General features: G+C 50.3%; 20 protein-coding genes. 5 read left to right on the forward strand and 15 right to left on the reverse strand.

Annotated features, from left to right (window positions below):
• Window positions 1–158: 158 nt before the first annotated feature.
• The 6 genes from JUB14_RS04095 to JUB14_RS04120 all read right to left on the reverse strand — a co-directional run bounded on the left by JUB14_RS04095 (window position 159) and on the right by JUB14_RS04120 (window position 5,537).
• A complete protein-coding gene (locus tag JUB14_RS04095; protein ID WP_207504487.1) occupies window positions 159–776 on the reverse strand; it encodes a hypothetical protein in 618 nt (205 codons plus the stop codon).
• 442 nt (window positions 777–1,218) lie between these two features.
• A complete protein-coding gene (locus JUB14_RS04100; protein WP_207504488.1) occupies window positions 1,219–1,845 on the reverse strand; it encodes a GNAT family N-acetyltransferase in 627 nt (208 codons plus the stop codon).
• The gene (locus tag JUB14_RS04105; RefSeq protein WP_207504489.1) at window positions 1,820–2,773 is read right to left on the reverse strand and encodes a fatty acid desaturase family protein; all 954 of its coding nucleotides are present in this window, start codon (window positions 2,771–2,773) and stop codon (window positions 1,820–1,822) included. Before JUB14_RS04105 ends, JUB14_RS04100 begins: the two co-directional genes overlap by 26 nt.
• 103 nt (window positions 2,774–2,876) lie before the next feature.
• Window positions 2,877–3,839, reverse strand: a complete 963-nt coding sequence (locus JUB14_RS04110) for a hypothetical protein (RefSeq protein WP_207504490.1) — start codon at window positions 3,837–3,839, stop codon at window positions 2,877–2,879.
• Between the two features lie 98 nt (window positions 3,840–3,937).
• Complete coding sequence (gene budA, locus JUB14_RS04115) at window positions 3,938–4,732, reverse strand: acetolactate decarboxylase (protein WP_207504491.1); 795 nt, start codon at window positions 4,730–4,732, stop codon at window positions 3,938–3,940.
• Window positions 4,733–4,754: 22 nt separating this feature from the next.
• Complete coding sequence (locus JUB14_RS04120) at window positions 4,755–5,537, reverse strand: rhamnogalacturonan acetylesterase (protein WP_207504492.1); 783 nt, start codon at window positions 5,535–5,537, stop codon at window positions 4,755–4,757.
• Between the two features lie 208 nt (window positions 5,538–5,745).
• Here JUB14_RS04120 and JUB14_RS04125 point away from each other — a divergent pair, with 208 nt between their 5' ends.
• Entirely contained in the window at window positions 5,746–6,885 is a 1,140-nt protein-coding gene (locus JUB14_RS04125; RefSeq protein ID WP_207504493.1) for a TlpA disulfide reductase family protein, read from the forward strand.
• A gap of 74 nt (window positions 6,886–6,959) precedes the next feature.
• On the opposite strand, the gene JUB14_RS04130 is transcribed toward JUB14_RS04125, so the two are convergent.
• The 3 genes from JUB14_RS04130 to JUB14_RS04140 form a co-directional block, all read right to left on the reverse strand.
• The gene (locus JUB14_RS04130; RefSeq protein ID WP_207504494.1) at window positions 6,960–7,571 is read right to left on the reverse strand and encodes an HAD family hydrolase; all 612 of its coding nucleotides are present in this window, start codon (window positions 7,569–7,571) and stop codon (window positions 6,960–6,962) included.
• Between the two features lie 67 nt (window positions 7,572–7,638).
• Entirely contained in the window at window positions 7,639–8,121 is a 483-nt protein-coding gene (locus JUB14_RS04135; RefSeq protein WP_207504495.1) for a YehS family protein, read from the reverse strand.
• Window positions 8,122–8,394: 273 nt separating this feature from the next.
• Window positions 8,395–8,946 (reverse strand): fasciclin domain-containing protein, encoded by a 552-nt coding sequence (locus JUB14_RS04140; protein WP_207504496.1) that lies wholly within the window; start codon window positions 8,944–8,946, stop codon window positions 8,395–8,397.
• A 482-nt stretch (window positions 8,947–9,428) separates the two neighbouring features.
• On the opposite strand from JUB14_RS04140, the gene JUB14_RS04145 reads away from it, so the two are divergent.
• A complete protein-coding gene (locus JUB14_RS04145; RefSeq protein WP_207505928.1) occupies window positions 9,429–11,525 on the forward strand; it encodes a prolyl oligopeptidase family serine peptidase in 2,097 nt (698 codons plus the stop codon).
• 78 nt (window positions 11,526–11,603) lie between these two features.
• On the opposite strand, the gene JUB14_RS04150 is transcribed toward JUB14_RS04145, so the two are convergent.
• Both JUB14_RS04150 and JUB14_RS04155 read right to left on the reverse strand, forming a co-directional pair.
• The gene (locus JUB14_RS04150; RefSeq protein WP_207504497.1) at window positions 11,604–14,018 is read right to left on the reverse strand and encodes an ATP-binding protein; all 2,415 of its coding nucleotides are present in this window, start codon (window positions 14,016–14,018) and stop codon (window positions 11,604–11,606) included.
• A gap of 248 nt (window positions 14,019–14,266) precedes the next feature.
• Window positions 14,267–15,664 (reverse strand): DUF6600 domain-containing protein, encoded by a 1,398-nt coding sequence (locus JUB14_RS04155; RefSeq protein ID WP_207504498.1) that lies wholly within the window; start codon window positions 15,662–15,664, stop codon window positions 14,267–14,269.
• Window positions 15,665–15,924: 260 nt separating this feature from the next.
• Between JUB14_RS04155 and JUB14_RS04160 the strand changes: the two genes are divergently transcribed.
• Together JUB14_RS04160 and JUB14_RS04165 are read left to right on the forward strand one after the other, a co-directional pair.
• On the forward strand, window positions 15,925–17,202 hold the full coding sequence (locus tag JUB14_RS04160) for a cation:proton antiporter (RefSeq protein WP_207504499.1): 1,278 nt from the start codon (window positions 15,925–15,927) through the stop codon (window positions 17,200–17,202).
• 48 nt (window positions 17,203–17,250) lie between these two features.
• On the forward strand, window positions 17,251–19,848 hold the full coding sequence (locus JUB14_RS04165) for a M1 family metallopeptidase (protein WP_229367515.1): 2,598 nt from the start codon (window positions 17,251–17,253) through the stop codon (window positions 19,846–19,848).
• Between the two features lie 2 nt (window positions 19,849–19,850).
• On the opposite strand, the gene JUB14_RS04170 is transcribed toward JUB14_RS04165, so the two are convergent.
• The 4 genes from JUB14_RS04170 to JUB14_RS04185 all read right to left on the reverse strand — a co-directional run bounded on the left by JUB14_RS04170 (window position 19,851) and on the right by JUB14_RS04185 (window position 22,451).
• The gene (locus tag JUB14_RS04170; RefSeq protein ID WP_207504500.1) at window positions 19,851–20,060 is read right to left on the reverse strand and encodes a YwbE family protein; all 210 of its coding nucleotides are present in this window, start codon (window positions 20,058–20,060) and stop codon (window positions 19,851–19,853) included.
• 17 nt (window positions 20,061–20,077) lie between these two features.
• A complete protein-coding gene (locus tag JUB14_RS04175) occupies window positions 20,078–20,656 on the reverse strand; it encodes a YceI family protein (protein ID WP_207504501.1) in 579 nt (192 codons plus the stop codon).
• A 307-nt stretch (window positions 20,657–20,963) separates the two neighbouring features.
• Window positions 20,964–21,740: a 3-hydroxyacyl-CoA dehydrogenase gene (locus JUB14_RS04180; RefSeq protein WP_207504502.1), complete on the reverse strand. Its 777-nt coding sequence runs from the start codon at window positions 21,738–21,740 to the stop codon at window positions 20,964–20,966.
• A gap of 60 nt (window positions 21,741–21,800) precedes the next feature.
• Window positions 21,801–22,451, reverse strand: coding sequence for a phosphoribosylanthranilate isomerase (locus JUB14_RS04185; protein ID WP_207504503.1), 651 nt, complete (start codon window positions 22,449–22,451; stop codon window positions 21,801–21,803).
• Between the two features lie 221 nt (window positions 22,452–22,672).
• Between JUB14_RS04185 and JUB14_RS04190 the strand changes: the two genes are divergently transcribed.
• Window positions 22,673–23,917 (forward strand): MFS transporter, encoded by a 1,245-nt coding sequence (locus JUB14_RS04190; RefSeq protein WP_207504504.1) that lies wholly within the window; start codon window positions 22,673–22,675, stop codon window positions 23,915–23,917.
• Window positions 23,918–24,043: the final 126 nt, after the last annotated feature.

Genomic DNA, 24,043 nt, shown 5'->3' on the forward strand with positions numbered 1-24,043 from the left:
ATCTTGAATAAAAGCTAAATTGTACTTGATATATGTAACGGTTGACATCCAAAAGACTGAAAAAATAAAAGTGCATACTGTATAAAAAAGCAGTCTGCACTTTTACCTGACTTTCTTGTCCACTAGTCTTTTACAAGGGAGCGACCAATTATAAATCTCTATGATTTGAATCTTATTCCTGAGGCACTTTTGCCCGCTCCGTACACAATCCCATCGATCTTTTCATTGTCTTTTTTGGAATCTTTCACAAGCTTATTTACAAACTGAGCTACATCTTCTTCGATGGAATTATTTACCAATCCCCCCGTCAAATAGGATTTCATTTTAATCCCTCCTTTTTTTGAATTTAAAACTTCGTAGTCCTTTAGGGGCTCACTTAGGATATACACCTCAAGACCTTCCACTTTTTGTGCTCTGGCCAATGACTTAAGTTTTGGATCAGGGTTCTTAAACTTTACGGCAACAATTTTTTTGCCTGATGAGTAAATTATCGCATCAAACTCATGTTTGTCTTCCTTAGCCTCCTTAATTGCCCTTCTTACAAATTGAGAAGCCTTTTCACTTACCCCCTCGTTGACCAGGCCGCCGGTGAGAAGCGAGGCAGCTTTCATGCCAGTACCTACATCAAAAACGACATCATAGCTATTTAAAGGTTCATTCATAAAGTAGACTTCTACCCCGTCAATCTTGTTGACTCGGGCCAATCCTTTTTGGTCCTGTGAAAATGATAACGTCCAGGCTGTCAAAAGTAAAAAAAGTAAAACTGATTTTTTCATATAGGATTTACGGTTTCTGGTATGCACAATTGCATACGAGGGTTTGTAAATGTAGCCTATCACTTTTTTAGAAACAATATCTTACTTATAATATTATTTTAAGTTACTTATTGTATAATAATAGTAAGAAATATAGGGTCATCAATCTCTTGTTATTTTTGATTCCATTTAGGTGGAAATAGGGTTACATTGAATTACAGAAATCAGCTTTTATAATTCATAAATTTGTGAATTGAGAAGGGCTGTTTCAACTAGTAACATTGCGAAATGGACTTGATCCTTTCAGTCGCTAGACTGAAAGGATAGAGCTTTATTCGAAAGTATCCTTCGGTGTACTGCCTGCTGCTGAGGGCAAGTAATAAGCTAATTACTCCTCACGGGATGGAATCCTATTACTTAGACATCCCCTGTTATACCGAACGGTGCCTTTCAAACCTGCTCCTCACTCCATAGTGCCTGCCGGGAGCCGGGAGGGCTGGGCCAGATTCAAGTGCTCAATCGCGCTGAGGAAATCCTGTTTCTGAACCAGGTAGATATCTGAGTTTATCGCTCCGGCACCTTCATAGTATTCATCTATATTGCCAACCCGGGTGCCGCCAGCCGCTTTTATAAAGGGAATAGCCGCCCGATTTGTAACGGGTTTGTTAACGGTAGTAGTAAACATGGCCTCGTAGCCGTGCTGGTGGAAAGCTTCATGAAGTAACCGGAAGGCGAGCCGGGGAGCCACTCTCCGGTAGGCCGGCAAAAACGCCAGTTGCTCAAAGTAGCACAACTTTCTGTCTTCAAATTCAGCGATAGGGATTTCCCACGCAGCCAGATCCCGCTTCTGCCAGATTTCCGACGCTTTCACAATAGCATCGGGAAGCAAGATTCCGAACCCGACGACCTCACCTCCTGCTTCGGCCACCAGACAGTGCGCCTGCTCAATGAAGAAGGCATAGGTACTTTCGCTCGTACCCAGCAGGAAGCCTCCGGTAGTAGTCCCTTCACTGGCCGCTGGCATAGGTAGCTGCTCTTTGATGCGCACGAACTGCGCGGCATCCTCAACTCTCGCTTTCCTTATTCTCATGTACATAAACAATTTTAGGCCCTTTCAGCTGATTCAGAATGGCACCGGCCAGGCTATCGGTATTTTGGTTTTGGTGATGGTACTTTTCGGGTAGAGGCGTTCTTTTCGCAGGAAGCTCGTACCAGGGGATGTTCGGATGCTGGTGATGCGTGGCGTGTTCGTTGAAGTTCATCAGGATCCAGGAGAAGAAGGGGACATGGCGCAAAGAGCGTACGTTGAACCGGGTTTCGTTTCCTATGGTAGTGTCGTAGTGGAAAATGTAGACAAACAGGGAAAGTACCCAGGCAAAAGCCAGCATAGGATACCCCAGCGAATACAGGTACACTGTAGTACCTCCCACCAGATAAACAGCCACATGAAAGCCAACTCCCAGCGAAAAAAGCCCAATGGCTTTGAGCTGATCCCGCATGGTCCACCCTTTGAAAGCGGGTGAAATACGTACACTCACCGATGGCGGAATGAACAGAAACAGGATGACGGATACCAGCGAATGAAGAAACCATCCGCCCATAAAAACGCCGATGTACCAGAGCAGGTGGTAAAAGGCCTTGATCAGCCAATTGGGCTTGTGCCGGGTCACGTAAGTATCCAGGGCGGAAGTATGGTGGTCCTTTCGGTTAAATCCGTGGTGAAACATGTGAATTTTCCGGTAGATATTGATGGGCGTCATAATGGGGACCAGGATCAGCCCTCCCCAGAAATCGTTCCTGGCCACGTTATTGGGAAACAGCTTGCGGTGGGAAGCTTCGTGGCCCAGAATGTACAACCGGTAAAACCAGAGCCCCTGCAGCAGGAACAGCGGTAATTGAAAGTACCAGCGTACCCCACTCATGCCCAGGTATACCGAGCAGGCACTCAGCGCCAGAAACACACCAATGGTCTCCACCAACAGGTAGGTGTTAATATACTTTTTGGGAGGGTTGTTCATATGCTTTGTGCTGAGTTGGTTATTAGCTATATCCTGCTGTTGGGCTGATCCGCTACCGTAGACTGTATCCCCACAGACTTTGAAAGCATACCTTCTTAGATATTTACCGCCGCTTCGGCTTCTTACCGAACTTCAAAACAAAATCTACGTACGGAATGGCGATGAAGGCATCCATATCTGCGACGGCGGGTATCCAGAGTCCCAGGTCAATGGATGTCTTTTCGCCGAAGAAGCGCACCCCGCCCGACAGCAGCGCCAGCGGGTCATTGTCTATGCCGTTAAGCACAAACCAGTTTTCGGTGACGAAGCCTACCCTCCGGCCTACCCGCGACATATACGCCAGATTGAGAACGGGGCTAGAGGCGATATCATCATTCGAAAAACCCCAGCCGAGCCCCAGCGTGAAATTCTTTTCGGTGTTGCCAAATGTTACGTTGCCGTAGCCGATGCCGAACAGATCAGTACCAAGCCGGTTGCCGGTAACATAGCCCTGGTTATCATAGGTGTTCCGATTGGAGAAGACGCCCGCACCGATCATACCCGCTCCGAAGGTGACGTTGGAGGTAGAGGGAAAGCTGATTTTAGGCGTGATGAAGAAGACCTGCCAGTCGCGAAAAGTAGGGTTCAGGACCCAGCCACCGCCCATTGAAAATTGGTCTGTAATGCCCACCGCTACGGAATTGATAAAGATGTAGGCATTCTGGTAGTAGCCTTCACCCTTGCTGAGCGGCAGGGCCGAAGGCGCCCAGAAGTACCGGGTACTGTGAGGATTCTGAAACCAGAACTGCCCGTTGCGGTAGTAACCGGCTACCTCCCGGTCGATCTTCTCGATCTTATCACTTGTGATGAATAGCTCGCCCAGGTTATCCGTTCTGATCCGGACACCTTCCTCCGTCTCCGACAGGATTACTCCCCGTAGTACCGTACCATCTTTTAGGTGAATAAGTGAAGGCGTAGCAGCCTCTGTCTTGACCTGCGTACTATCCTGCGCCTGTACCATACCGAAAGGAGATACGACTACGTACCATAAGAGCAAAATGAGGCCAGTGGGAGCAAAGCAGTGCATAGGCAGTCTGATTTACTATAAATATAGCAAACTGAACAGCTGGTAACCAACAGGTTTACGCTTCTTTTTGCACAAAAGCTTACCAATAACCGTCCGGGCTATTTCTCTACTTTTTCGAGTTCATCCTGCTTGTCCTGCGTGAGATCAACCCGCTGGAAGGTACTGGTGGCGGGTAGCTCCATATGGAAAGCGGAGGTATTGTCGATAGACAGCTTCACCTTTCCGAGCGTACAGGTCAATACGTGTCCGCCCCGCGTCTGGTCGCTACTCAGGAAGTGCAGGTGGTAACCGGGTACATTGAGGCCCTTCATGTACGGCGGTGTCCGGAAGCCTACCAGGGTACCTGTTTCGTTTTTGAACTCAAAAATAGGTTGTGTCTTTACTACTTCCACCAGCGGCAGGTAGGGCTTTGACTGCTGGGGAACACTCCGCGCTTTCAGGTACTCAAACTCACCTTCAACCTTGATGGCGTAGAAGATATTTTCGGTCGGGATGAGGCTGTCGATATAGGTACACAACTGCTCGAAGCTGAGTGGCCTGGTAAGTTCTATGACAGTATCCGCCTCAAAATGGGTGACCGAAGCAAACGGAGTACGGGTAGAGTCGGGCATCCGGTACGCCTTTCCGTCCGATCGAATTTTGAATATCGCTCCATCCAGTTGCAGCATTTCGCCATCAAGAGCGTTGAAGGTACCGATGCCAAAGTCGCCGTGCTGACGCAATTCGCCGCAGGTATAGGTACCATCGTAGTCACCGGAAAGGAGTGCGTCAATCGTGGATACCTGGTAAAGTACCTCGTCCTGCTGGCGTGGGGCTTCTTTGGAAAGGCTGGTGCAGCCTGTTAGCACATAATACAGGCCGGCAAGGCAACAGTAAGCGCAAAGGTTTTTCAAGTACAGGAAGGTTGAGGAGGTACTAGTTCAGATACTTTTTCAAGGTACATTTTTTCAGTGATTTGATCCCCCTGGCTACCAGCTCGGCATTGAGTTCACCACCTGGCCGGGAGGTATGGGTGTCGTCTGCCGGGGTAAAGTACTGCTGCTTGACCAGAGTGGGTGGGGTACGGTCGTATTCGGTAGCGACTAGCTCGTACAGGTCTATAAAGTAGGCGCCGTTGGTCTTGGCTACTGCCTGCGCCCATTGCGGATAACTGTCGGTGGGGCGTACGATGCGGCCATTCTCCCAGTTGTTGCGCGGAATGGGGGAGCAGACGATAGGAATGGCTCCCTTGGCCTTGGCCTCGTCAATGTACTTGCGCATGTACCAGCCGTACGAGTGTACTACCTCGTGCTTTTTGGTAATGAGGTTGTCGATCTCCTCCATTTCTTCACCAATGCCCTTGATGGTACCCCGGGCACGGAGGGTGTCGTTGACGGGGCTAGAGTCGTTATGCCCGAATTGGATCAGGAGGTAGTCACCCTTCTTAAGCTCTGAGAGTACCTTGTCCCAGCGGCCTTCGCTGATGAATGTCCGGCTGGACCGGCCTCCGATGGCGTAGTTATGGATCTTGATGCGGGTGGTGTCAAAGTGCTCGTGCAGGAAGCTTCCCCAGCCCCACTGGCCGTTTTCGCCCTTACCCGAGCCAGTCTTGACGGTAGAGTCACCAATCAGGTACAGGTTTACGGGGGCAGGTTTGGTCAGGGCCAGTGCCAGCAGGGACAAACCGAGGATGAAGAGTGAGGATAGTCTTGACTTCATGGTATCAAATAAAATGGATTACTCTTATCCAGACGTAGGAAATGACTGTTGCCCTGTACAGACGGACAACATATAATCATTCGATTGGCAAATTTTGCTATTTCTAAAATAGGCCCACGTTCAAGGTTGATTCACCTCCTAAAAGTTCGTAACTTGAGCTATGGTCTGATTATCAGGCTGGTTTCTTCATCACATCCACACTCACACCATGCATACCACACACCTCAACCTCAGTAATAACAGACACTATTTATGGCTCTCAGGCTTCGTACTGCTGCTTTGTCTTAATGCTTATTCTGCTCTCGCTCAGTCTCCCCAGTCGTTTACCATTCGCGGTCAGCTTGCACAACCCCAGACCGGTCAGGTATACCTATTTGACCAGGCTGATAATCAGGTTAGTTCAGCCCCCATTATGGGAAGTACTTTTACATTGAAAGGGACACAGATGGAGCCAGGTCTGTACAATCTTAAAATTGATGGCAAAACTGATTCTAAACTAGTATTTGTAGAGCCCTCAGCCATACAGATCAGTATGAAGACCGATGGTAGCTACCAGGTAGCTGGCTCAAAGCTACATTCACAGTGGGAGCAGTACCAGAATGAGATCTTAAATTCGGCCAGAAATCAACTGATAAAGCTTTATCAGGAGCGGGCTGTTGCTCAACAAAAAGGCGATACAGTACTGTGTAATCAACTGATGAAGCAGAATGACTCCGTCAGTATCGCTCTTGGAAGGAGTATTAGAGGAGCAGTGACGCAGAAGCCTTACACGTTCTTTAACCTGACCCTTCTGAGAGACGGGAGTTGGGACGATCCGTTTATTACCACTATGCTTGATGAGTTCAGGGGCCAGTTTGCTTCTTACCCTACATTCCAGAAAATGGAAATCGGGCTGAAAGAAAAAGCTTTACAACTACAAAAAGTGGCCATAGGTAATAAGGCCTATAACTTTACACTGCCCGACAGCAGTGGTACCTTGCACAGCCTGGAAGAGGTAAGGAAGGCCAAAAAGCTGGTGCTACTGGACTTCTGGGCGAGTTGGTGTGGCCCATGCATTGCAGAGATTCCAGCGTTGAAACGGCTTCATGAATCCTACGCTAACCAAGGGTTGGAGATTATAAGCATTTCGGTAGATAACGGTCCAAAGCCATGGTTACAGGGGCTTATAAAGCATACTCCAGCTGGTATTCAGTTGTTAGCAGATGGAAAAAACAAGACTATTAGAGCGGAGTATGCAGTGCACAGTATCCCTCAAACTTTTTTGATTGATCAGGAGGGAGTTATCAGAGGGCACAACCTGAGGGGAGAAGCTTTGTCTAACAAAGTAGCAGAACTGCTAGGCAAATAGCCGCCGGTTCTTTAATTAATATACCCCTACTCATCCCGAAAGAGTGCTCCCGGATGAGTAGGGGTATGTTTTATTCAAAGTACATTTATCTCTTGCAATTGCTGCCGAAGCTGCTCCGGCGACTGAAAATGAATAGAAGGGATGCCTAAGGCCTCGGCGGCTTTGATGTTGCGGAAGTTATCATCGATAAAAACGGCATCGCCGGGTTGTAAGCTATACCGATCCAGCAGGACTTGGTAGAACTGCGGGAAAGGCTTGCGCATCTTTTCTTCACCACTTACCACACGTCCGTCAAACCAGTGTAGGAAGTCGTAGCGCTCAAGGGCTATCGGAAATAGCTCGGCACTCCAGTTGGTAAGCGCGTAAAATTTATACTTGCCGGTATTTTTCAGGTCGCGGAAGATATCAACGGTGCCGTGGATAGGGCCACCCAGCATTTCGGTCCAGCGGGTGTAGTAGGCTTCTATATAATCCTTCCATTCCGGATGCCGGTTTACCAGATCTTCCGTGGCTTCTTTGATCAGGCGTCCTCCGTCCTGCTCCTCATTCCAGTCGGAGGTACAGATGTTATCAAAGAAGTACTTCTTCTTCACAGGGTCTGGAATAATCTGATCGAACAAATAATTCGGATTCCAGTCGATCAGTACGTTTCCTAAATCAAATATGATGGCTTTGTAATGGGTCATGTTTATGAAAGCTTCTGTTTATTGAGCTACTAAGTTAAATCAGGGATAGATAGCAGGGGAAGCACCCTTACTGGTCACTGTCGTCCTTCTGATTGGGCCGGTATTTCATTTGCAACCCTACCAGGAAATTTCGAAGTATCTGGTCTTTGCAGGGTTGGTAGTGTGAATTAGTGGGGTTCCGGAAAAAGGCGCTGAGTTCATGTTTACTGATCCGGAAGCCGACCAGATCGAATACCTCCAGCATATCCGTATCGTTCATGCTTAGGGCAATTTTGAGCTTTCGGAGTACCAGGTTATTATTTGTTTTTTTCTCAGCCTGGGGTTCTTCACCGTCTTTCTTACCGCGCTTATCCACGATAAATCCATTCAGGAAGTTAGACAGCCTTACATCCACCAGCCCCTTGTGTTCAGGATCTTCCTCTTTTTTGAGCCAGTCGCTCACCTCGGCCCGGTTGGCTTCGTAGCCACCCAGTTTGAAGAGTCGTATCATCTCCGCATCGTTCAGGTCAAAGGCAAACCGAAGGCGGCGTAGTATGTCGTTGTTATTCATTGCAATGTTAGTTTCAGAAACTGATTGGCGCTAAGGTAAAAGGAAATGAACATTTTCTTGCCCTTCCAGAGGCTGAACTTGCTAACCCTGCTAACACCCTGCTAACCCCGATTTGTAATCGGGTGTTGCATACAATAGCGTTTCAAACGCTAAATGATAACGCCCCGATTGCAAATCGGGGCGAGCTTAAGAGCGGGTATAAATACAAAGAGCCGGCACAAACGCGCCGGCTCTTTGCTAATTCACAACACATACCAACTCAATTTAGTCAGGTTAATCAGGCATTACTACGGTATCAACTACGTGGATCACACCATTGCTCTGATACACATCCTTAATGGTCACGGTAGAGGTTCCCCCTTTTTCATCCGTCAGGACCAGTTTCTTTCCTTTCATCATAGCCGTTAGAGTACCTCCTTCGACAGTTTTGAAAGTAGCTTTGCCATTTCCTTGTTTGATGGCCTCCGCGATGGCTTCTGAGTCCATGCGACCAGGTACTACGTGGTAGGTCAGGATGGTGGTCAGCGTACCTTTATTTTCAGGCTTCACTAATGTCTCCACGGTACCGGCAGGTAGTTTGCCAAAGGCATCATTGGTAGGAGCAAATACGGTGAAAGGACCAGCTCCCTGCAGGGTTTCAACTAGTCCGGCGGCCTTAACGGCTGCTACCAGTGTCGTGTGGTCTTTAGAATTAAGAGCGTTCTCAACGATGGTTTTATTAGGGTACATTTCAGCGCCGCCAACTTTAACGGTACGCATATTTCCCTGGGCAAAAGAAGTCTGTGCGGCAAATAATGCCGCCACAAAAAATGCAACTTTTTTCATGAGTAAAAGAGATTAAGTGTTAGATCTTTTTAGTAGTTAGAATGTTTATGTCTGAACTTACGCCTGATTCTTTTGGAAGGATCGAAATACATTAAAAATATTTTTGATAATGGTGTAGATAATTGATAGTCAAGCGTGTAATAGTTGTATTTTTTATTAATGAAATAGGCGTTGCCAGCTTCGATTCCAAAAAGAGCTGTTAGCTAAAAACTCCTTCTGAAAGAAAGGATAGCTTTATTAATTCATTATTTGGATCTCGTTGTAGTATTTGTTTTGTTCTATTTATTTAAGATGTAAAAATATGCTTTTGAAGAGCTCTATATTTCTATTTTAAAGGGAGGAGTTCGGTCGTAGTGAACGGAACCGCTAATAATAGCGGTCTTGCTAAAGAGCGTGTTGATTGCGACCTGATCCGATAGTACATTTGTAATCACCTTCATCTCAAACCTTTTAGTACTAGCATGAAACAAAACCTTTTAGGAATGACCTTGATAGCAGCCATGATTGTCAACGCCGACGGAACGGCGCAGAAACTGGATTATCCCAAAACCAATAAAGTAGATCACGTAGACGAGTACCACGGGACCAAAGTACCCGATCCCTACCGCTGGCTCGAAGATGACCGCTCGGCCGAAACTGCGGCCTGGGTGAAAGCGCAGAACGAGGTGACATTTGGCTACCTGAACAAGATTCCGTTCAAGCAGGAGATCTACAACGATCTGGAAAAAGCCTACAACTACCCCAAGTACTCAGCCCCCCGCAAGAAGGGCGACTACTTCTATTTCTACAAGAATGACGGTCTGCAGAACCAGTCAGTACTGTACCGCCAGAAGGGCTTAGACGGTACTCCCGAGGTAGTACTGGACCCTAACAAGCTCTCGGCCGACGGTACTACGCGCCTGACGGTGTTCAGCCTGTCCAAGGATGGTGCCTACGCGGTACTGGGCTTCTCGCAGGGCGGCTCGGACTGGCAGGAGTACCAGGTCATGGATATGAAAACCCTCAAGATGCTGTCGGATAAGGTAGAGTGGGTAAAGGTATCCGGGGCAGCCTGGCAGGGCGATGGCTTCTATTACAGCCGCTACCCCAAGCCCGAAGGAAGTGCCCTGGCTGCCAAGAACGAAAACCACCAGGTATTCTTCCATAAGGTGGGTACCCTGCAGTCGGCCGATAAGCTGGTATTTGAAGATCCTAAGAATCCGCAGCGCTTCCATACCGTGAGTACCACCGAAGACGGCCGCTACGCCGCCCTCTATGTAAGTGACCGCGGCAAGGGTAAGGATGGTAACGGACTGTGGGTCATGGAGAAGGGACAGACCCAATTCACCCCCATCGTGAGCGAAATTACTGATTACAGCTACGGTATAGTAGATAACGTAGACGGCGGTTTACTGATCGAAACCAACGCTGACGCGCCCAATGGCAAAGTAGTACTGTACGATACCAAGACAAAGAGCTGGAAGCCCTTCCTGCCCGAGAAGCCTGAGCCGCTGGTAGGGGTGGGTACCGCCGGAGGAAAACTATTTGCGGAATACTCCAAAGACGTAACCAGCCGCGTGTACGTGTATGATATGAAGGGTAAGCAGGAAAACGAGGTAGCTCTGCCCGGACTGGGTGCCGCCAGCGGCTTTGGTGGTGAAAAGGAAGACAAGTTTGTATTCTATACTTACACTTCATTTAACTATCCTCCGACCATCTTCCGCTACGATATTGCCTCGAGGAAGAGCTCGGTATTCCGTGAGCCGGAGGTAAGCTTCAAACCGGCTGATTACGAAACCAAGCAGGTGTTCTATACCTCGAAGGATGGTACCAAGATACCTGCCTTCATCGTGTACAAAAAAGGCCTTAAGCTGGATGGTACCAATCCTACGCTGCTGTACGGCTACGGGGGCTTTAATGTGAGTCTGCCGCCATCATTCAGCCCGACGCGTATTCCATTCCTGGATCAGGGAGGGGTATTCGTACAGGCTAACCTGCGTGGAGGTAGTGAGTACGGTGAGAAGTGGCACGAGCAGGGTATGAAGCTGAAAAAGCAGAATGTATTTGATGACTTCATCGCTGCGGCCGAGTACCTCATCAAAGAAAAATATACCTCACCCGAGCGCCTGGCTATTCAGGGAGGCTCTAACGGTGGCTTGCTGGTAGGTGCCGTGATGAACCAGCGTCCGGAGCTGTTTAAGGTAGCTTTCCCCGCGGTAGGGGTAATGGATATGCTGCGCTTCCACAAGTTTACCATCGGCTGGAACTGGATCGCCGACTACGGTAGCGCTGATAATGCCGATGAATTTAAATACCTGTACGGCTATTCGCCCCTGCACAATATCAAGCAGGGCGGTAAGTACCCTGCAACCCTCATCACCACTGCCGACCATGACGACCGCGTAGTACCGGCGCACTCATTTAAGTACGCGGCTACGCTGCAGGAGAAGGCAGGTGCATCGTCAACCAATCCGCTCCTGATCCGGATCGATACCAACTCCGGCCACGGCGCCAGCAACACCAAGAAAGCCCTGGAAACGGCGGCGGATATCTACGCTTTTATGTTCCATAACATGGGGCTGACCTGGGGAGCTGAGTAAGGTAGAATCGTTAAGCTTTAAAACAAAAGCGCGGGCTGCTCGGCCCGCGCTTTTGTTTTATAACCTATCTGGTAGCGGCTACACTACTAATTTATTTCTCTCCGGTGCGTGGGCTGCTATCACCCGCAGGAGTTCATTCGGATTGAAAGGCTTCACCACGATGTCGTTAAAGCCAATGCTGTATACCCGGCCTTCTACTTCCTGGGCTATGCTGGCGGTAAGGGCTATGATAGGTATTGATTCGCCCCTTTCGCGCAGGAGCCGTGTGGCTTCGTAGCCATCCATCACCGGCATGTGCAGGTCCATCAGGACAAGGTCATGGCGGCTGGGGTCCAGCTTAGTTAGAGCCTCTTTACCGTTGGCGGCTACATCGGAGGTAGCGCCCCATCGCTTCAGGAAGTTCTGGGCTACCAGCACATTCATTTTGTTATCTTCAACAATCAAAATATGTACATCTTCCAATGGTTTTTCTGACAGGGTAGCAGTGGGTACTACTGGTTTGGCAACAGCCTCTACAACGGGAGCCAGCGGGAAGGTCTGGGTGAAATAGAAGGTGGAGCCTACATTTGGTTCGCTGGTCAGGTGGAGGTCTACCTGCTGCAGTTCCAGGATTCTCTTGCTGATGGCCAGTCCGAGTCCCGTACCACTAAATCCCCTCGTCGCCGAAGAGTCTACCTGCGTAAAACGCTCAAATATTTCCTTCTGCTTTTCGGGAGCTATACCAATACCGGTATCCTCTACCGCTATCGTAACAGTAATGTCTTCGTCCGTATGGTCTTCTACCCTCAGGCGTAGTGTGACCGATCCTTTTGGGGTAAATTTAATGGCGTTCTGCACCAGGTTGCTGATCACCTGGGATGTACGCGTGTGGTCTCCGATGACTTTGCGGGTAAGTGCAGGATCAATGACGGCCCTTAACTCAATACCCATGTCATTGGCTGACTTGCTGTAGCCTGAGGCAATGTTACGGGCAATGGTAGCCAGGTCAATAGGACCGGTTGCGAAAGTGATCTTGCCGGCTTCAATCTTATTGAAATCCAGGATGTCATTGACAATAGTCAGCAGGTTATTGGCCGAAAACAGCAGTACATCCAGGTGTTGTTTCTGGTCGGGGCGTGGGTCGTCTCTGAGCATCAGGTGCGTCATCCCGATCACTGAGTTGAGCGGCGTACGAATCTCATGACTCATGGTACTCAGGAACTCGCTTTTGGCTTTCAGGCCTATTTCGGCCGATTCCTTGGCTTTCTTAAGGGCTGAGGCAAACCGGAACGACAGAATCAGTGACTGCAGAAAAAAGAAGCCAATGTACCCCACAAAGAGGAGGAGCTTATTAGGGGTGGCTATTCTGAAATATTCAAGAATAATAACCACAAACACGATCAGAAGCGCTCCTGTACTCATAAGTGCGTACCGGGCACCGGGGCGGTGCTTGCGGGCTGCTACCCAGTATACATAGAATGTGTAGGGAATACCGACGGCCATCAGCACCAGAAACGGAATGACCAAATGGGTAAATAGCGTAGTAGGCAGAAGCAGGGTGGCTACGGCAAAGGTGACGCAGCAGCCCGCTATGAACCGCACCAGGTACTTATTGGTATCTTTTGGATAGAGCTCCCGTGTATACAGCGTAAACATCAGTATACTCAGGAACAGCGAAAGGTACTCAAAGTGTAACGTCAGTGCCCAGTCGAGATGCGGAAACAGATCGTGCAGGGCATACTGTTTGGTACCCACGATCCGGTAGCTGTAAAGGATGGAAAACAGCGAAAAGTAAAGGTTGGGCTTTTCGTGGTGGCCAAACAGGTACAGCCCTAGAAAGAACAAACCACCCATAAACAGGCATCCGGCCAGGAATATATCAAAGGCAAAATTAACCTGATGAGCTGCCTGTAGTGCGGCCAGATAGCCGATGCGAATATGTTTGTAGGGGCCTCCCTTAGCGTGATGAAAATTGGCCACCTGCAGAGTAAGGCGTAATGTATCTGAGTCGGCCGTGATGGGTACTACATGCTGTGACCAGTAGGGAACAGTACTTTCGGGTGAAGTACCGGTTTTCCCGTTATGGGCGATTAGGTGGCCGTTGGCATACAGAGCATAGGACGAATAGGTATCGGGTACAAAGAGTGCCAGCGGTTCACTGGTAGCAGGCAGCAGGACGTCGAGCGAATAGGTAGCATAGCCTTTCGTCGGTAGTGGCTGTTGCTTCCATTGCGTGTGAGCCCACAGCTTAGGCAATCGGACGTATTCATGGTACTCGGTCGGGCTGGCCGAAACGAGCAGCTGGTTCCAGTAAAGCTTCCATTCCCCTTCGAGTTGTATACCCTGATCACTGAATTCAGAATTTCGTAAATCCAGTAGTCCCTGCTCCGCTTCCGGGCTGTTGGCGAGGGCCGGGGCCAGGTCCCCTGGAAGGTAAATAGCCAGCAGTGACAGGCCGATCAATAATTTGAAGGACAGATTTTTAAATATATTACGTAAGAATCGGAAGGTCATAATTAACCATCACCTCTCAAAAACCGGGCCGAATTTGTCGGAAGGATTAGTAGGTAAGTTAATTAGTAAAATGCAGTTTACCTTTTGATAAGTTGTTCTAGTATCTATATGACTATGTTGATTTCTAATCAACAGTCGTAGCAGAAAAATACTATAAAAGCCCCAGTTCCTGCCGGTATCTTTACCGGCAGGAACTGGGGCTAAAAAATTACATTGTCAGCCAATGACTCTTTAACCAGAGTCAGACCTTATTCTGCTCCCCGGCTGCGGCTTGAGCGGGGTGAAGCTTGTCTGCTACCGCTGTCACCTCCATACGATGGAGACGACTGACGTTGCGGCTGTGACTGATAGCTGCCCTGGCTGTTACTGCGGCTACGTGGTGCTGACATTTCAGATCCTGAGCGAGGCGAGTACTGTGGCTGCGTGCGGGTAGCGGGTGCACTGCTTCGGCTACTCTCCCCGTAGTTGCTACGGGCCCGGTTTGATTCAGTAGTTCCGTAGCTGCGGTCGCTATAACTCCGGCTGGACGGGGTAGTCCGTTCGGTGCCATAGCTGCCCGATCGGCTGGTACCGTAGGGAGTACGATCGGCTTCTACTCCACTCTGGCGGCTCCGGCTGGAGTTGCTCCGCTCGGTATAGTCAGGGGTAGGAGTACTACGGGTAGCATCGGACCAGTCGGCACTGCTACGGCTACGGGTAGAGCGTTCGGCTTCGTAGTCGCTATCGGTGCGGTAGCGTCCTGGAGTGGCTTCTTCGCTGCTTCTTCTGGCGCGGCTTGACTCGGTGGCATTGCCGTATTCACGATCAGTTGAATTTCTTTCGATGATCGATGAGTTCTCCCGGTTTGAGCGGGAAGTACGGTCGTTGCTGTACACATCACCCTGGCGGGACTGGATACGTGAGCGGTTGCTGTTGGCGTCAGCACTGTACGTACGGTTGTTGTCCCGGTCATTTTCGTAGCGCGAGCGGCTCGAGCGACTGATCTCATCAGCCCGGTACACAGGTACCGTATTACGTGTTACCCGCTCTATCTCATTGCGACGGGGACCATACACATACGTACGGTTATCGTTGTTGTAGTAGTTGTTGATAATGGTTGTCTGGTTGTATACATTCACCACCCGCGTACGAGGCAGACAGTAGTTGTACAGCCTTGGGCTGGTGATGTATACCTGCGGTACAAATACCCAGTAGTTCATTGGCAGGTTCACCTGCACATTGATATGAATACCCGGACTCAGCGGAGCCCATCCGTAGTAGCCACCACCCGAGCGCCAGTTGACCCAGGCCGGTCCCCATTCATAGTCAGGTACCCAGGCCCAGCCATAGAAGTCGTCGTGGAACCAGCGACCATAGTGGAACGGTGCCCAGCCCCAGTCATAGTCAGACACCCAGGTATTGCCATACTCGGTCACTACCCAGCGCCCATTAGTAGCATAGGGCTGAAAGTCCCCCATAACAGTAGGTGACCATACCGACCCGTACTGCGGGTGGGATATCCAGCGACCATAGGGAGACAGGTCATTATAAAAACTTTGAAAGGATACGCTGACTCCCGGCTGGGCCACTGCCTTATCCCCCATGGCTGACCCTACAGCCATGAAGGCCAGCAGGCACAGCGTACGTACTATATGTGGTATTTTCATGACTTTATTGAATGATAGTTTTTGGGGAAATACTTCCTGATTATTAGATCTATATAACGCTAAAAGGTTTAATCGGAACATAGAAAAATTCTGACCTTTTTGGATTTATTTGGTCAGATGCCAATCCGACCCAACGCAGCCCTTAAAAAGAAGGCATTTGCAGGAGGAAATTCTACTCTGAATACTGTCAAGGCACAGTATTTTATAAACTTGGTAGTAAGCTCTCTGCTGTGTCTTCAGAGCCTGCAATTCTACTTCCTATGGATACCTACATCATTGTTATTACATTAATAGGACTGGCAGCGTTGGGAATGGCCTGGATGCCCTTGTTTACCAGTAAGCTTGGTATATCCTATGCCATCCTCTATGTGCTGTTCGGCGTATTACTGTATCTGTTCCTGGACATGCTTCCTCTTCCTAATCCCATCCGGAAGCAGGACTACACGGTGCGGCTTACTGAGCTGGTAGTCATTATATCGCTGATGGGTACCGGTCTCAAGATTGACCGGCCTTTTTCGTACAAGACCTGGCGGGCGCCACTTCAGCTTATCAGCATCACCATGGTATTAAGTATTAGTCTGATTGCTTTTCTGGGGTGGTGGGCGCTGAATCTTGATGTCGCTTCGGCCATACTACTAGGGGCGGTACTGGCGCCTACCGATCCGGTACTGGCGTCCGATGTGCAGGTGGGACCACCCAATGAGAAACGCAGGGACGATGTCCGGTTTGCACTGACCGCCGAAGCTGGTCTCAACGATGGTATGGCTTTCCCCTTTACCTGGCTGGCTATAACCGTAGCTATGATGAATTCGTCCGGTGAAGGAAGCCTGCTGGGCTGGTTTACGGAAGATCTGCTGTACCGGATTGTTGCGGGTACCATCAGTGGGTACCTTTTAGGTCGTGGATTAGCCTATTTGATTTTTAAGGAATGGAGCTGGACCAAGGAAAAAAAGATTTATGATGAGGACAATGCTTTCATGGCTCTGGCTGCCACGCTGCTTATCTATGGACTGACCGAAATGATCCATGGCTACGGGTTCATCGCGGTGTTTGTAGGAGCGGTAGCCCTCAGACAGGCTGAGCTTAAGCATGATTTTCATACGGAACTTCACTCTTTCACCGATCAGATTGAACGAATACTTGTGGCTATAGTACTGATCCTGTTTGGGGGGAGCCTCATCAGTGGTATACTCGAAGACCTGACCTGGGAGATGGCCTTTTACGGAGTACTGTTTGTTTTTGTGGTACGACCGCTCACGGGCTATCTGGGTATGTTGGGAACGGGCCTGCACCAGAAGCAGAAGTGGGCGATCGCCTTCTTTGGCATCAAGGGGATCGGGTCCTTTTTCTATCTATCTTTTGCCCTGGAAGAAACCGATTTTGTAAATGCCGATGAAGTATGGGCTTTGGTAGCTTTTACCGTGTTAGTGTCGCTGGTGGTACATGGTATTTCGGCAAGTTATGCGATGAAAAGTCTTGAGAAAGAGTTTGCCGAGGATATTCCCGAGGATCACAATTGGGATTCTACTGTTAAATAGTGCAGAATTGGCTATTTTAGTGGATTCTATGCTTTTGATCCCGGTGTTATGAAAAAAATACAAGGCTTTACTGGTACCATGTTTTTGTTTGCCACTTCCTTTCTATTACTTCTAGCGTGTAGCCGTAAGCCTACCCCTGTGAGTAATGTACCTGCCGTGGAGGAGGGGGTCTCGGAAGAACTGGCGAAGCATCGCAAACAGGTACTTAGCCAGATCGCCTACCGGATCAGCCTCGATATACCGGCTCTAAAAGAGGAGCCAATTAATGCTCAGGAGACCATCTCCTTCTACTGGAAGAAGAATCCGGCTCCCCTGCAGATTGATTTCCGGGAGGAGCGGGACCACATCAAACGAGTAGTAGTCAACCAAAAGGAAGTACCAATCCGGTTTGAGAAAGAGCACATCCTGATCCAGCCGGAGTACCTGCAGGACGGCCCCAATACCGTAGATATAGCGTTCATAGCCGGTAACCAATCTCTCAACCGTAACCCTGAGTACCTCTATACCCTGCTGGTACCTGACCGGGCGCGTACGGTGTTCCCTGTTTTTGATCAGCCCAGTCTGAAGGCAACGTATGAACTCTCCCTGACCGTTCCCCACGACTGGCAGGCCGTAGCCAATGCACCTCTGCGTGATACGGTACGTAGTGAGCAGCGCAAAACCTATCATTTCCAGTCATCCGACCTCATCAGTACCTACCTGTTCTCGTTTGTAGCGGGTAAATTTGAGCGGGTGACGCGAACTCTAGGGGGGAGGGAGATGAATTTTTATCACCGCGAAACCGATACTTCCAAAATCCATTACAGCCTAGACTCCATCTTTACCATTCACTCCCGGGCTCTCGATTTTCTGGAAGACTATACCCAGATCCCGTACCCTTTCAGGAAGTTTGATTTTGTGGCTATTCCGGACTTTCAGTACGGCGGTATGGAGCACGTAGGAGCCATTCAGTATAAAGCCTCGGCCCTGTTTCTGGATAAAGGAGCAACCAGAGATCAGAAAATAAGCCGCGCTAATCTGATCGCGCACGAAACCGCCCACATGTGGTTTGGAGATCTGGTGACGATGCAGTGGTTTAACGACGTGTGGATGAAGGAGGTATTTGCCAACTTCATGGCCGATAAGATAGGGGAGGTAACCCTGGAGGACAACAACTACGACCTGCAGTTCCTGGTCAATCATTTCCCGGCGGCCTACGGGGTGGATCGCACGGCAGGAGCTAATCCCATCGGTCAGCCGCTGCGCAACCTCAAGGAAGCAGGTACTCTGTACGGAGGTATTATTTACCACAAGGCTCCTATCATGATGCGCCAGCTGGAGCGGCTGATGGGGGAGGAGGCACTACGGTCAGGGCTGCGGGAGTACCTGAAAGAATACTCCTACGCCAACGCTACCTGGCCCGACCTGATCCGTATCCTGGACCAGCGCACCCCGGCCGATCTGGCCAAATGGAACCACGTATGGGTGAATGAAACCGGCCGCCCCCAGATCGACTATAAACTGGAAGCAAAGAACGGAACGATAACCCGCTTTACCGTCAGCCAAAGGGCCGAAGATGGCTCCGACCGGCTGTGGCCGCAACTTTTTGAAGTAGCCCTCGTATATCCGGATCGGGTAGAGGAACTAACGGTGGATATGAATCAGCGGCAGGTAGTACTCCGTGAAGCGGAGGGGAAAGGAGCGCCGCTGTACGTGCTATTCAACTCTACCGGGCAGGGCTACGGCCTGTTCCCAGTAGATGCGCTGATGCTGTCCCGGCTGTCGGAGCTACGGGAGCCGGTGATGCGGGCCTCGGCCTATATTAACTTCTACGAAAATATGCTCAGCCACCAGGCTGTGACACCCACCAGGCTGGCCGAACTATACCGGAACCTGCTATCCAAAGAGCCCGAGGAGCAAAACCTGCGGCTGCTGACGGGACAGTTGTCGGAGATATTCTGGCAGTACATCCGACCTGAGCATCGAGCCGGACTAGCCAATGCGCTGGAGCAGGAAGCCTGGCAGGCGATGCAGCAGGAAAGGAGTGCCAATAAAAAGAAAGTCCTGTTCAAACTGTACCAGAACATCGCCCTGAGCCAATCGACTGAGCAGCGACTGTACGAGATATGGAAAACGCAGCAGGCCCCTACGGGCGTGACTCTCACCGAAGATGACTATACCTCCCTGGCGCTGGCCCTGGCGGTACGTGACTATCCGGCCGCAGGGATACTGGAGCAGCAGCTAGGGCGCATCAAGAACCCGGACCGTCAGAAAAGGCTGCAGTTCATCATGCCGGCCCTGTCGTCAAAGGCCGCCGAGCGCGATGCGTTTTTTGCTTCGCTCAGTAAAGAGGAAAATCGGGAGCGGGAAGCTAATGTAGTTACGGCGCTGGAGTACCTGCATCATCCCCTGAGGGCGGCTACCTCGGTCAAGTACCTGCCCCAGAGTCTGGAGCTACTGGCCGAAATCCAGCGTACGGGTGATATTTTCTTTCCTGAAAGGTGGCTCAGAGCTACATTGGGAACCTACCAGTCGCCCGAAGCGGCAAAGGCAGTACGGGCTTTCCTGGAGAAGAATCCCACTTACAGTACACGCCTGAAAGCAAAGCTGCAGCAGGCGGCGGATGGGCTGATCAGAGCGGAGAAGCTGGTGTACGGGGAGGAGTAAGGCTACTCCTCATCGTGTATTTCTTTCACCCGACCTACCTCACCCGTTTCCAGACGCACCTTAATACCGTGCGGGTGGTGCGGCGACTTGGTCAGAATATCCTTTACAACGCCCTCGGTGAGGTTACCGCTGCGCTGGTCCTGCTTGAGTACAATAGACACCGCTAAGCCGGGTACTATATTCTTTCGTTCGGTTCCGGAAAGGCCGGGCATACGCTTGCTGAGTTAAATCAGGTTTTGGGAAGTGTGGCAGGTGGGCCGGGCTCCTTGCTGCTATCACTGCCGGTAACCTCCACTGTGATATCCACCTTATCGTCGAGGATCAGGCTAGAACCTCCAACGCCAAAATCCTGACGGTTGATGGTAAATTTACCCTTAAAGGTAACCAGATTACCCTGCTGAACAAAACTGAAAGGTACTTCCACAACTCTGGTGACTCCCCGGATGGTCAGGTCAAACTGGCCCAGGTAGCTATTCTTCCCGACAGCCTTGATCTGCCTGGACTGCATCAGCAGGCGTGGGTACTTATCGGCATAGAGGTAATTGCGGCTCCGGAGCTGGTAGTCGCGCAGGCTCACGCCCGTTTTGATGGTACCTGCACCCAGAGAGGCGGTAATGGTACTTTCGGTGGGGCGGCTGGGATCAAAACGTAGATTGGCCTGCAGATCGGTGAAGGCAGCCGTAACCGGTATACCCGCGTTACGGATCTTACATTTAACCGAGTAGGACTTGACGGACCAGGTAGTGACGGTCACGGGAGTAAAGGCACAGAGCAGGCACAGGAGCCCAAGCGAGAGTAGTCTTATCATGAGAGATTGAGGGGTTAGAATCAGTACTTACTCGTAATGGACATTATCGGGTGTGGTACCTTTCAAGGCTAATGACTACTGGCTAATAAGGACTATAAAACGGGATAAAGTGGTCAGGGGAGGTTAGTCAAAACCAGTAAACCGGTCTGTCTTCCACCTGACCTGATAGATTACTTTATCCCTACTACCTATACAATGGGAATATGAATCTAAACTAAAAAAATAAAAAAAGCAAATAGCTATCATACAGCTATTTGCTTACTATACAGCCAGGGACGCGTTGCCCTGGCAGAAAAGGACTATCCTGCTACTTGGGAGCCATCCGGATAGCGCCGTCCAGCCGGATCACTTCGCCGTTGAGCATGGGATTCTCTACAATGGATTTGGCCAGCAGGGCGTATTCAGCAGGGCGGCCCAATCGGGAAGGAAATGGTACCTGCTGTCCCAGCGAAATACGGGCCTCTTCGGGAAGACTTGCCAGCAGCGGAGTTTCGAACAGCCCCGGCGCAATAGACATGACCCTGATCCCTGTACGCGACAGGTCGCGGGCTATGGGAAGCGTCATACCTACGATACCTCCCTTGCTGGCTGAGTAGGCAGCCTGGCCGATCTGACCGTCAAAAGCGGCTACCGAAGCCGTATTGATAATCACTCCGCGTTCTCCTTCACCATCAGGTTCGTTGGTACTCATCGCGAAGGCCGCCAGCCGGATCACATTGAAAGTACCTACCAGGTTGATGTTGATGACCTTCTGGAATACATCCAGCGCGTGAGGCCCCACGGAGTCACCCACTTTACCGATGGTCTTGCGGGCTTCGGCCACGCCTGCGCAGTTGACCACAATCCGAAGCGGCCCCAGCTCCCGGGCGGTATCAATGGCGCTTTGTACGGCAGCCTCGTCGGTAACGCTGGCTTTGACAAAACGTACTTTCCCGCCCAGTTCACTTTCTAAGGCCAGTCCGCGCTCTTCGTTCAGATCCAGGACTACCACCTGAGCGCCCTGTTCCACAAACAGGCGGGTAGTGGCTTCACCCAGACCCGAAGCTCCACCCGTGACCAGAGCCACTGCATTAATAAATTGCATAGTTTGTAAGGGTTTGTTGATATACTTTTTTAACCGGAGCCGTAGGTAATTGTTAGCTCATCAGAACCCAGCGGCTCTGAAAAATGCTTTCAGTTTGGCTTCGTCTAGCTTTCCGTCGGTACGTACACTGCTGCACAGGTCCAGGCCGAAGGGCTGCACCGTATCCAGCGCTTCCCGTACATTCTCAGCTCTCAAACCTCCTGCCAGAAAAACGGGCACCGCCGACTGCTCCACGATCTGGCGGCTTAGCGACCAGTTATGAATACGTCCGGTACCACCCAGTTCTTTGATAGCTAGCTTGGGGTTGCCCGAGTCCAGCAGCAGGGCATCTACCTCCTGAGCCGCCATCAGGGCCTCCTCTACGGAGCTTTCATCAATGACATGGATAACCTGCACGATCTTCACCGCAGGCAGCGATTGCCGGATGAGCTGGTAGGTACCTTCGGAAACGGCATCAACAAGTTGAATGGTATTGGTATGTACCCGACGCTGGTGGGCTATGATGTCGACGGCGGTCGTTTCGGAGGTGAGCAGGAAGGTAGCAATGGGCGGAGGTACGGTGGGGACGATCTGCGCGATGAGTTCGTCGGTAAGTACTCCCGGTCCGCTGGGCATATGACCCACCAGACCCAGTGCCGAGGCCCCGTACTGTACCGCCAGACGTGCCTCTTCAATACTGCTGATGCAGCAGATTTTTACTTTGGGTAACATGGAATAGATGTGAGTTTAATAGGTATGTGTACCTGTATAGTAGGGTGCAAAGAAGCACCGGCCGGCAAGTAACTACAAAAAACATAGATAGGAAAGTAGTAGTGCCTTAAAATACAAGCCTATGGCGGGTGAACTATGGCGGTAATTTGTTGTTTCTCTAGTTCAGCAGCTGGTACATCTCGTGTACTACGCCCCTATTGTTCTCACTAGTAGCATTAGCATTGAAACCAACCCGATCCAACGACGCCTACGCGGCCCTGCGCTATAACGATTTCCGCTTTTTTATCGCGAATAGTTTCCTGTTCACGGCTACGATCCTGATCCAGGAGGTAATTGTGGGCTACGAGCTATACAAGATGACCCACGACCCGTTGTCGCTGGGGCTGATCGGGTTAGCTGAGGTGATACCCTTTATATGTACCTCGCTCTTCGGTGGACATATCGCTGACCAGTATAATAAAACTACCATTATGCGTATCAGCCTGTCGGTGATCATCCTGGGCTCGGTGGTACTGTATCTCGCCTTTCAGCCGGGGTTTATGGATGACCTTACCTTTCGGGAGCAGATGGTACTGATCTACTCGGTGTTCTTCCTGATCGGGTTTTCCAAGGGCTTTTATTCACCGGCATCATCCTCGCTGAAGCCATTTCTGGTACCTCGGGAGATCTATCATAACTCCTCTACCTGGAGTAGTTCGTTCTGGCAGGCGGGCGCAATTATGGGACCCGCTATTGCCGGTTTTCTATACGCCTACATTGGGCTGGCCAATACGCTGCTGGTTGTAATATGTAGCTTTGTGGTATGTCTGGTGCTGCTTTCTTTTATCAAGACGCTCCCAGCTTTTGTACGTACTACTACGCCGCTGTTCGAAAGTCTCAAAGAGGGCTTCCGCTTTGTATTCCGTACCCGTATAGTCCTGTACGCCATCTCACTGGACTTGTTTTCAGTCTTGTTTGGGGGAGTGGTAGCGATACTACCCGTTTTTGCGGAGGATATCCTGCGTGTCGGTCCGGAGGGGCTAGGGGTACTACGGGCGGCGCCGTCGGTAGGGGCACTGCTCACCATGTTTACTATGGCCTACTTCCCGCCTACGCACAATGCCTGGCGCAACATGCTCATAGCCGTAGGCGGATTCGGGGTATTTACTATTGTTTTTGCGCTGTCGACCCATTTCTGGCTGTCGTGCCTGGCCCTGTTCATGACCGGTGCCTGCGATAGCGTCAGCGTTATAGTCCGGCAGACCATTCTGCAACTGTTCCCTCCCGATGAAATGCGGGGTCGGGTAGCGGCGGTGAATGGTATGTTCGTGAGTTCGTCCAACGAGTTGGGGGCCTTTGAGTCGGGACTGGCGGCCAAGCTGATGGGGACCGTACCCTCGGTAGTGCTGGGCGGTATTTTTACTATCGGAGTCGTGTCATGGATCTACGTTCGCTCGCGGGACCTGTTCTCGGTGAAGCTGACCTGATAGTAAGAGCTGCCTGGGACTAGCTCCTTTTTGTACTTTATTGTTGTTTATGAAGGTTTAGTTGTATTGTTTGGTTACTATACAACCAATTACATAGCAGTGGGTCTTATGAATAATATAACTATT

It is taken from the genome of Telluribacter humicola (assembly GCF_017355935.1).
In the GTDB taxonomy this organism is placed as follows: Bacteria; Bacteroidota; Bacteroidia; order Cytophagales; family Spirosomataceae; genus Telluribacter; species Telluribacter humicola.

Bases quoted from the DNA above. Each gene is read 5' to 3' on its own strand.
- JUB14_RS04095 (WP_207504487.1), bottom strand. From the start codon at position 776: ATGAAAAAATCAGTTTTACTTTTTTTACTTTTGACAGCCTGGACGTTA.
- JUB14_RS04110 (WP_207504490.1), bottom strand. From the start codon at position 3,839: ATGCACTGCTTTGCTCCCACTGGCCTCATTTTGCTCTTATGGTACGTA.
- JUB14_RS04100 (WP_207504488.1), bottom strand. From the start codon at position 1,845: ATGAGAATAAGGAAAGCGAGAGTTGAGGATGCCGCGCAGTTCGTGCGC.
- JUB14_RS04165 (WP_229367515.1), top strand. From the start codon at position 17,251: ATGAAAAAAATACAAGGCTTTACTGGTACCATGTTTTTGTTTGCCACT.
- JUB14_RS04160 (WP_207504499.1), top strand. From the start codon at position 15,925: ATGGATACCTACATCATTGTTATTACATTAATAGGACTGGCAGCGTTG.
- JUB14_RS04185 (WP_207504503.1), bottom strand. From the start codon at position 22,451: ATGTTACCCAAAGTAAAAATCTGCTGCATCAGCAGTATTGAAGAGGCA.
- JUB14_RS04170 (WP_207504500.1), bottom strand. From the start codon at position 20,060: ATGCCCGGCCTTTCCGGAACCGAACGAAAGAATATAGTACCCGGCTTA.
- JUB14_RS04130 (WP_207504494.1), bottom strand. From the start codon at position 7,571: ATGACCCATTACAAAGCCATCATATTTGATTTAGGAAACGTACTGATC.
- JUB14_RS04135 (WP_207504495.1), bottom strand. From the start codon at position 8,121: ATGAATAACAACGACATACTACGCCGCCTTCGGTTTGCCTTTGACCTG.
- JUB14_RS04150 (WP_207504497.1), bottom strand. From the start codon at position 14,018: ATGACCTTCCGATTCTTACGTAATATATTTAAAAATCTGTCCTTCAAA.
- JUB14_RS04180 (WP_207504502.1), bottom strand. From the start codon at position 21,740: ATGCAATTTATTAATGCAGTGGCTCTGGTCACGGGTGGAGCTTCGGGT.
- JUB14_RS04140 (WP_207504496.1), bottom strand. From the start codon at position 8,946: ATGAAAAAAGTTGCATTTTTTGTGGCGGCATTATTTGCCGCACAGACT.
- JUB14_RS04145 (WP_207505928.1), top strand. From the start codon at position 9,429: ATGACCTTGATAGCAGCCATGATTGTCAACGCCGACGGAACGGCGCAG.
- JUB14_RS04125 (WP_207504493.1), top strand. From the start codon at position 5,746: ATGCATACCACACACCTCAACCTCAGTAATAACAGACACTATTTATGG.
- JUB14_RS04105 (WP_207504489.1), bottom strand. From the start codon at position 2,773: ATGAACAACCCTCCCAAAAAGTATATTAACACCTACCTGTTGGTGGAG.
- JUB14_RS04120 (WP_207504492.1), bottom strand. From the start codon at position 5,537: ATGAAGTCAAGACTATCCTCACTCTTCATCCTCGGTTTGTCCCTGCTG.
- JUB14_RS04175 (WP_207504501.1), bottom strand. From the start codon at position 20,656: ATGATAAGACTACTCTCGCTTGGGCTCCTGTGCCTGCTCTGTGCCTTT.
- JUB14_RS04155 (WP_207504498.1), bottom strand. From the start codon at position 15,664: ATGAAAATACCACATATAGTACGTACGCTGTGCCTGCTGGCCTTCATG.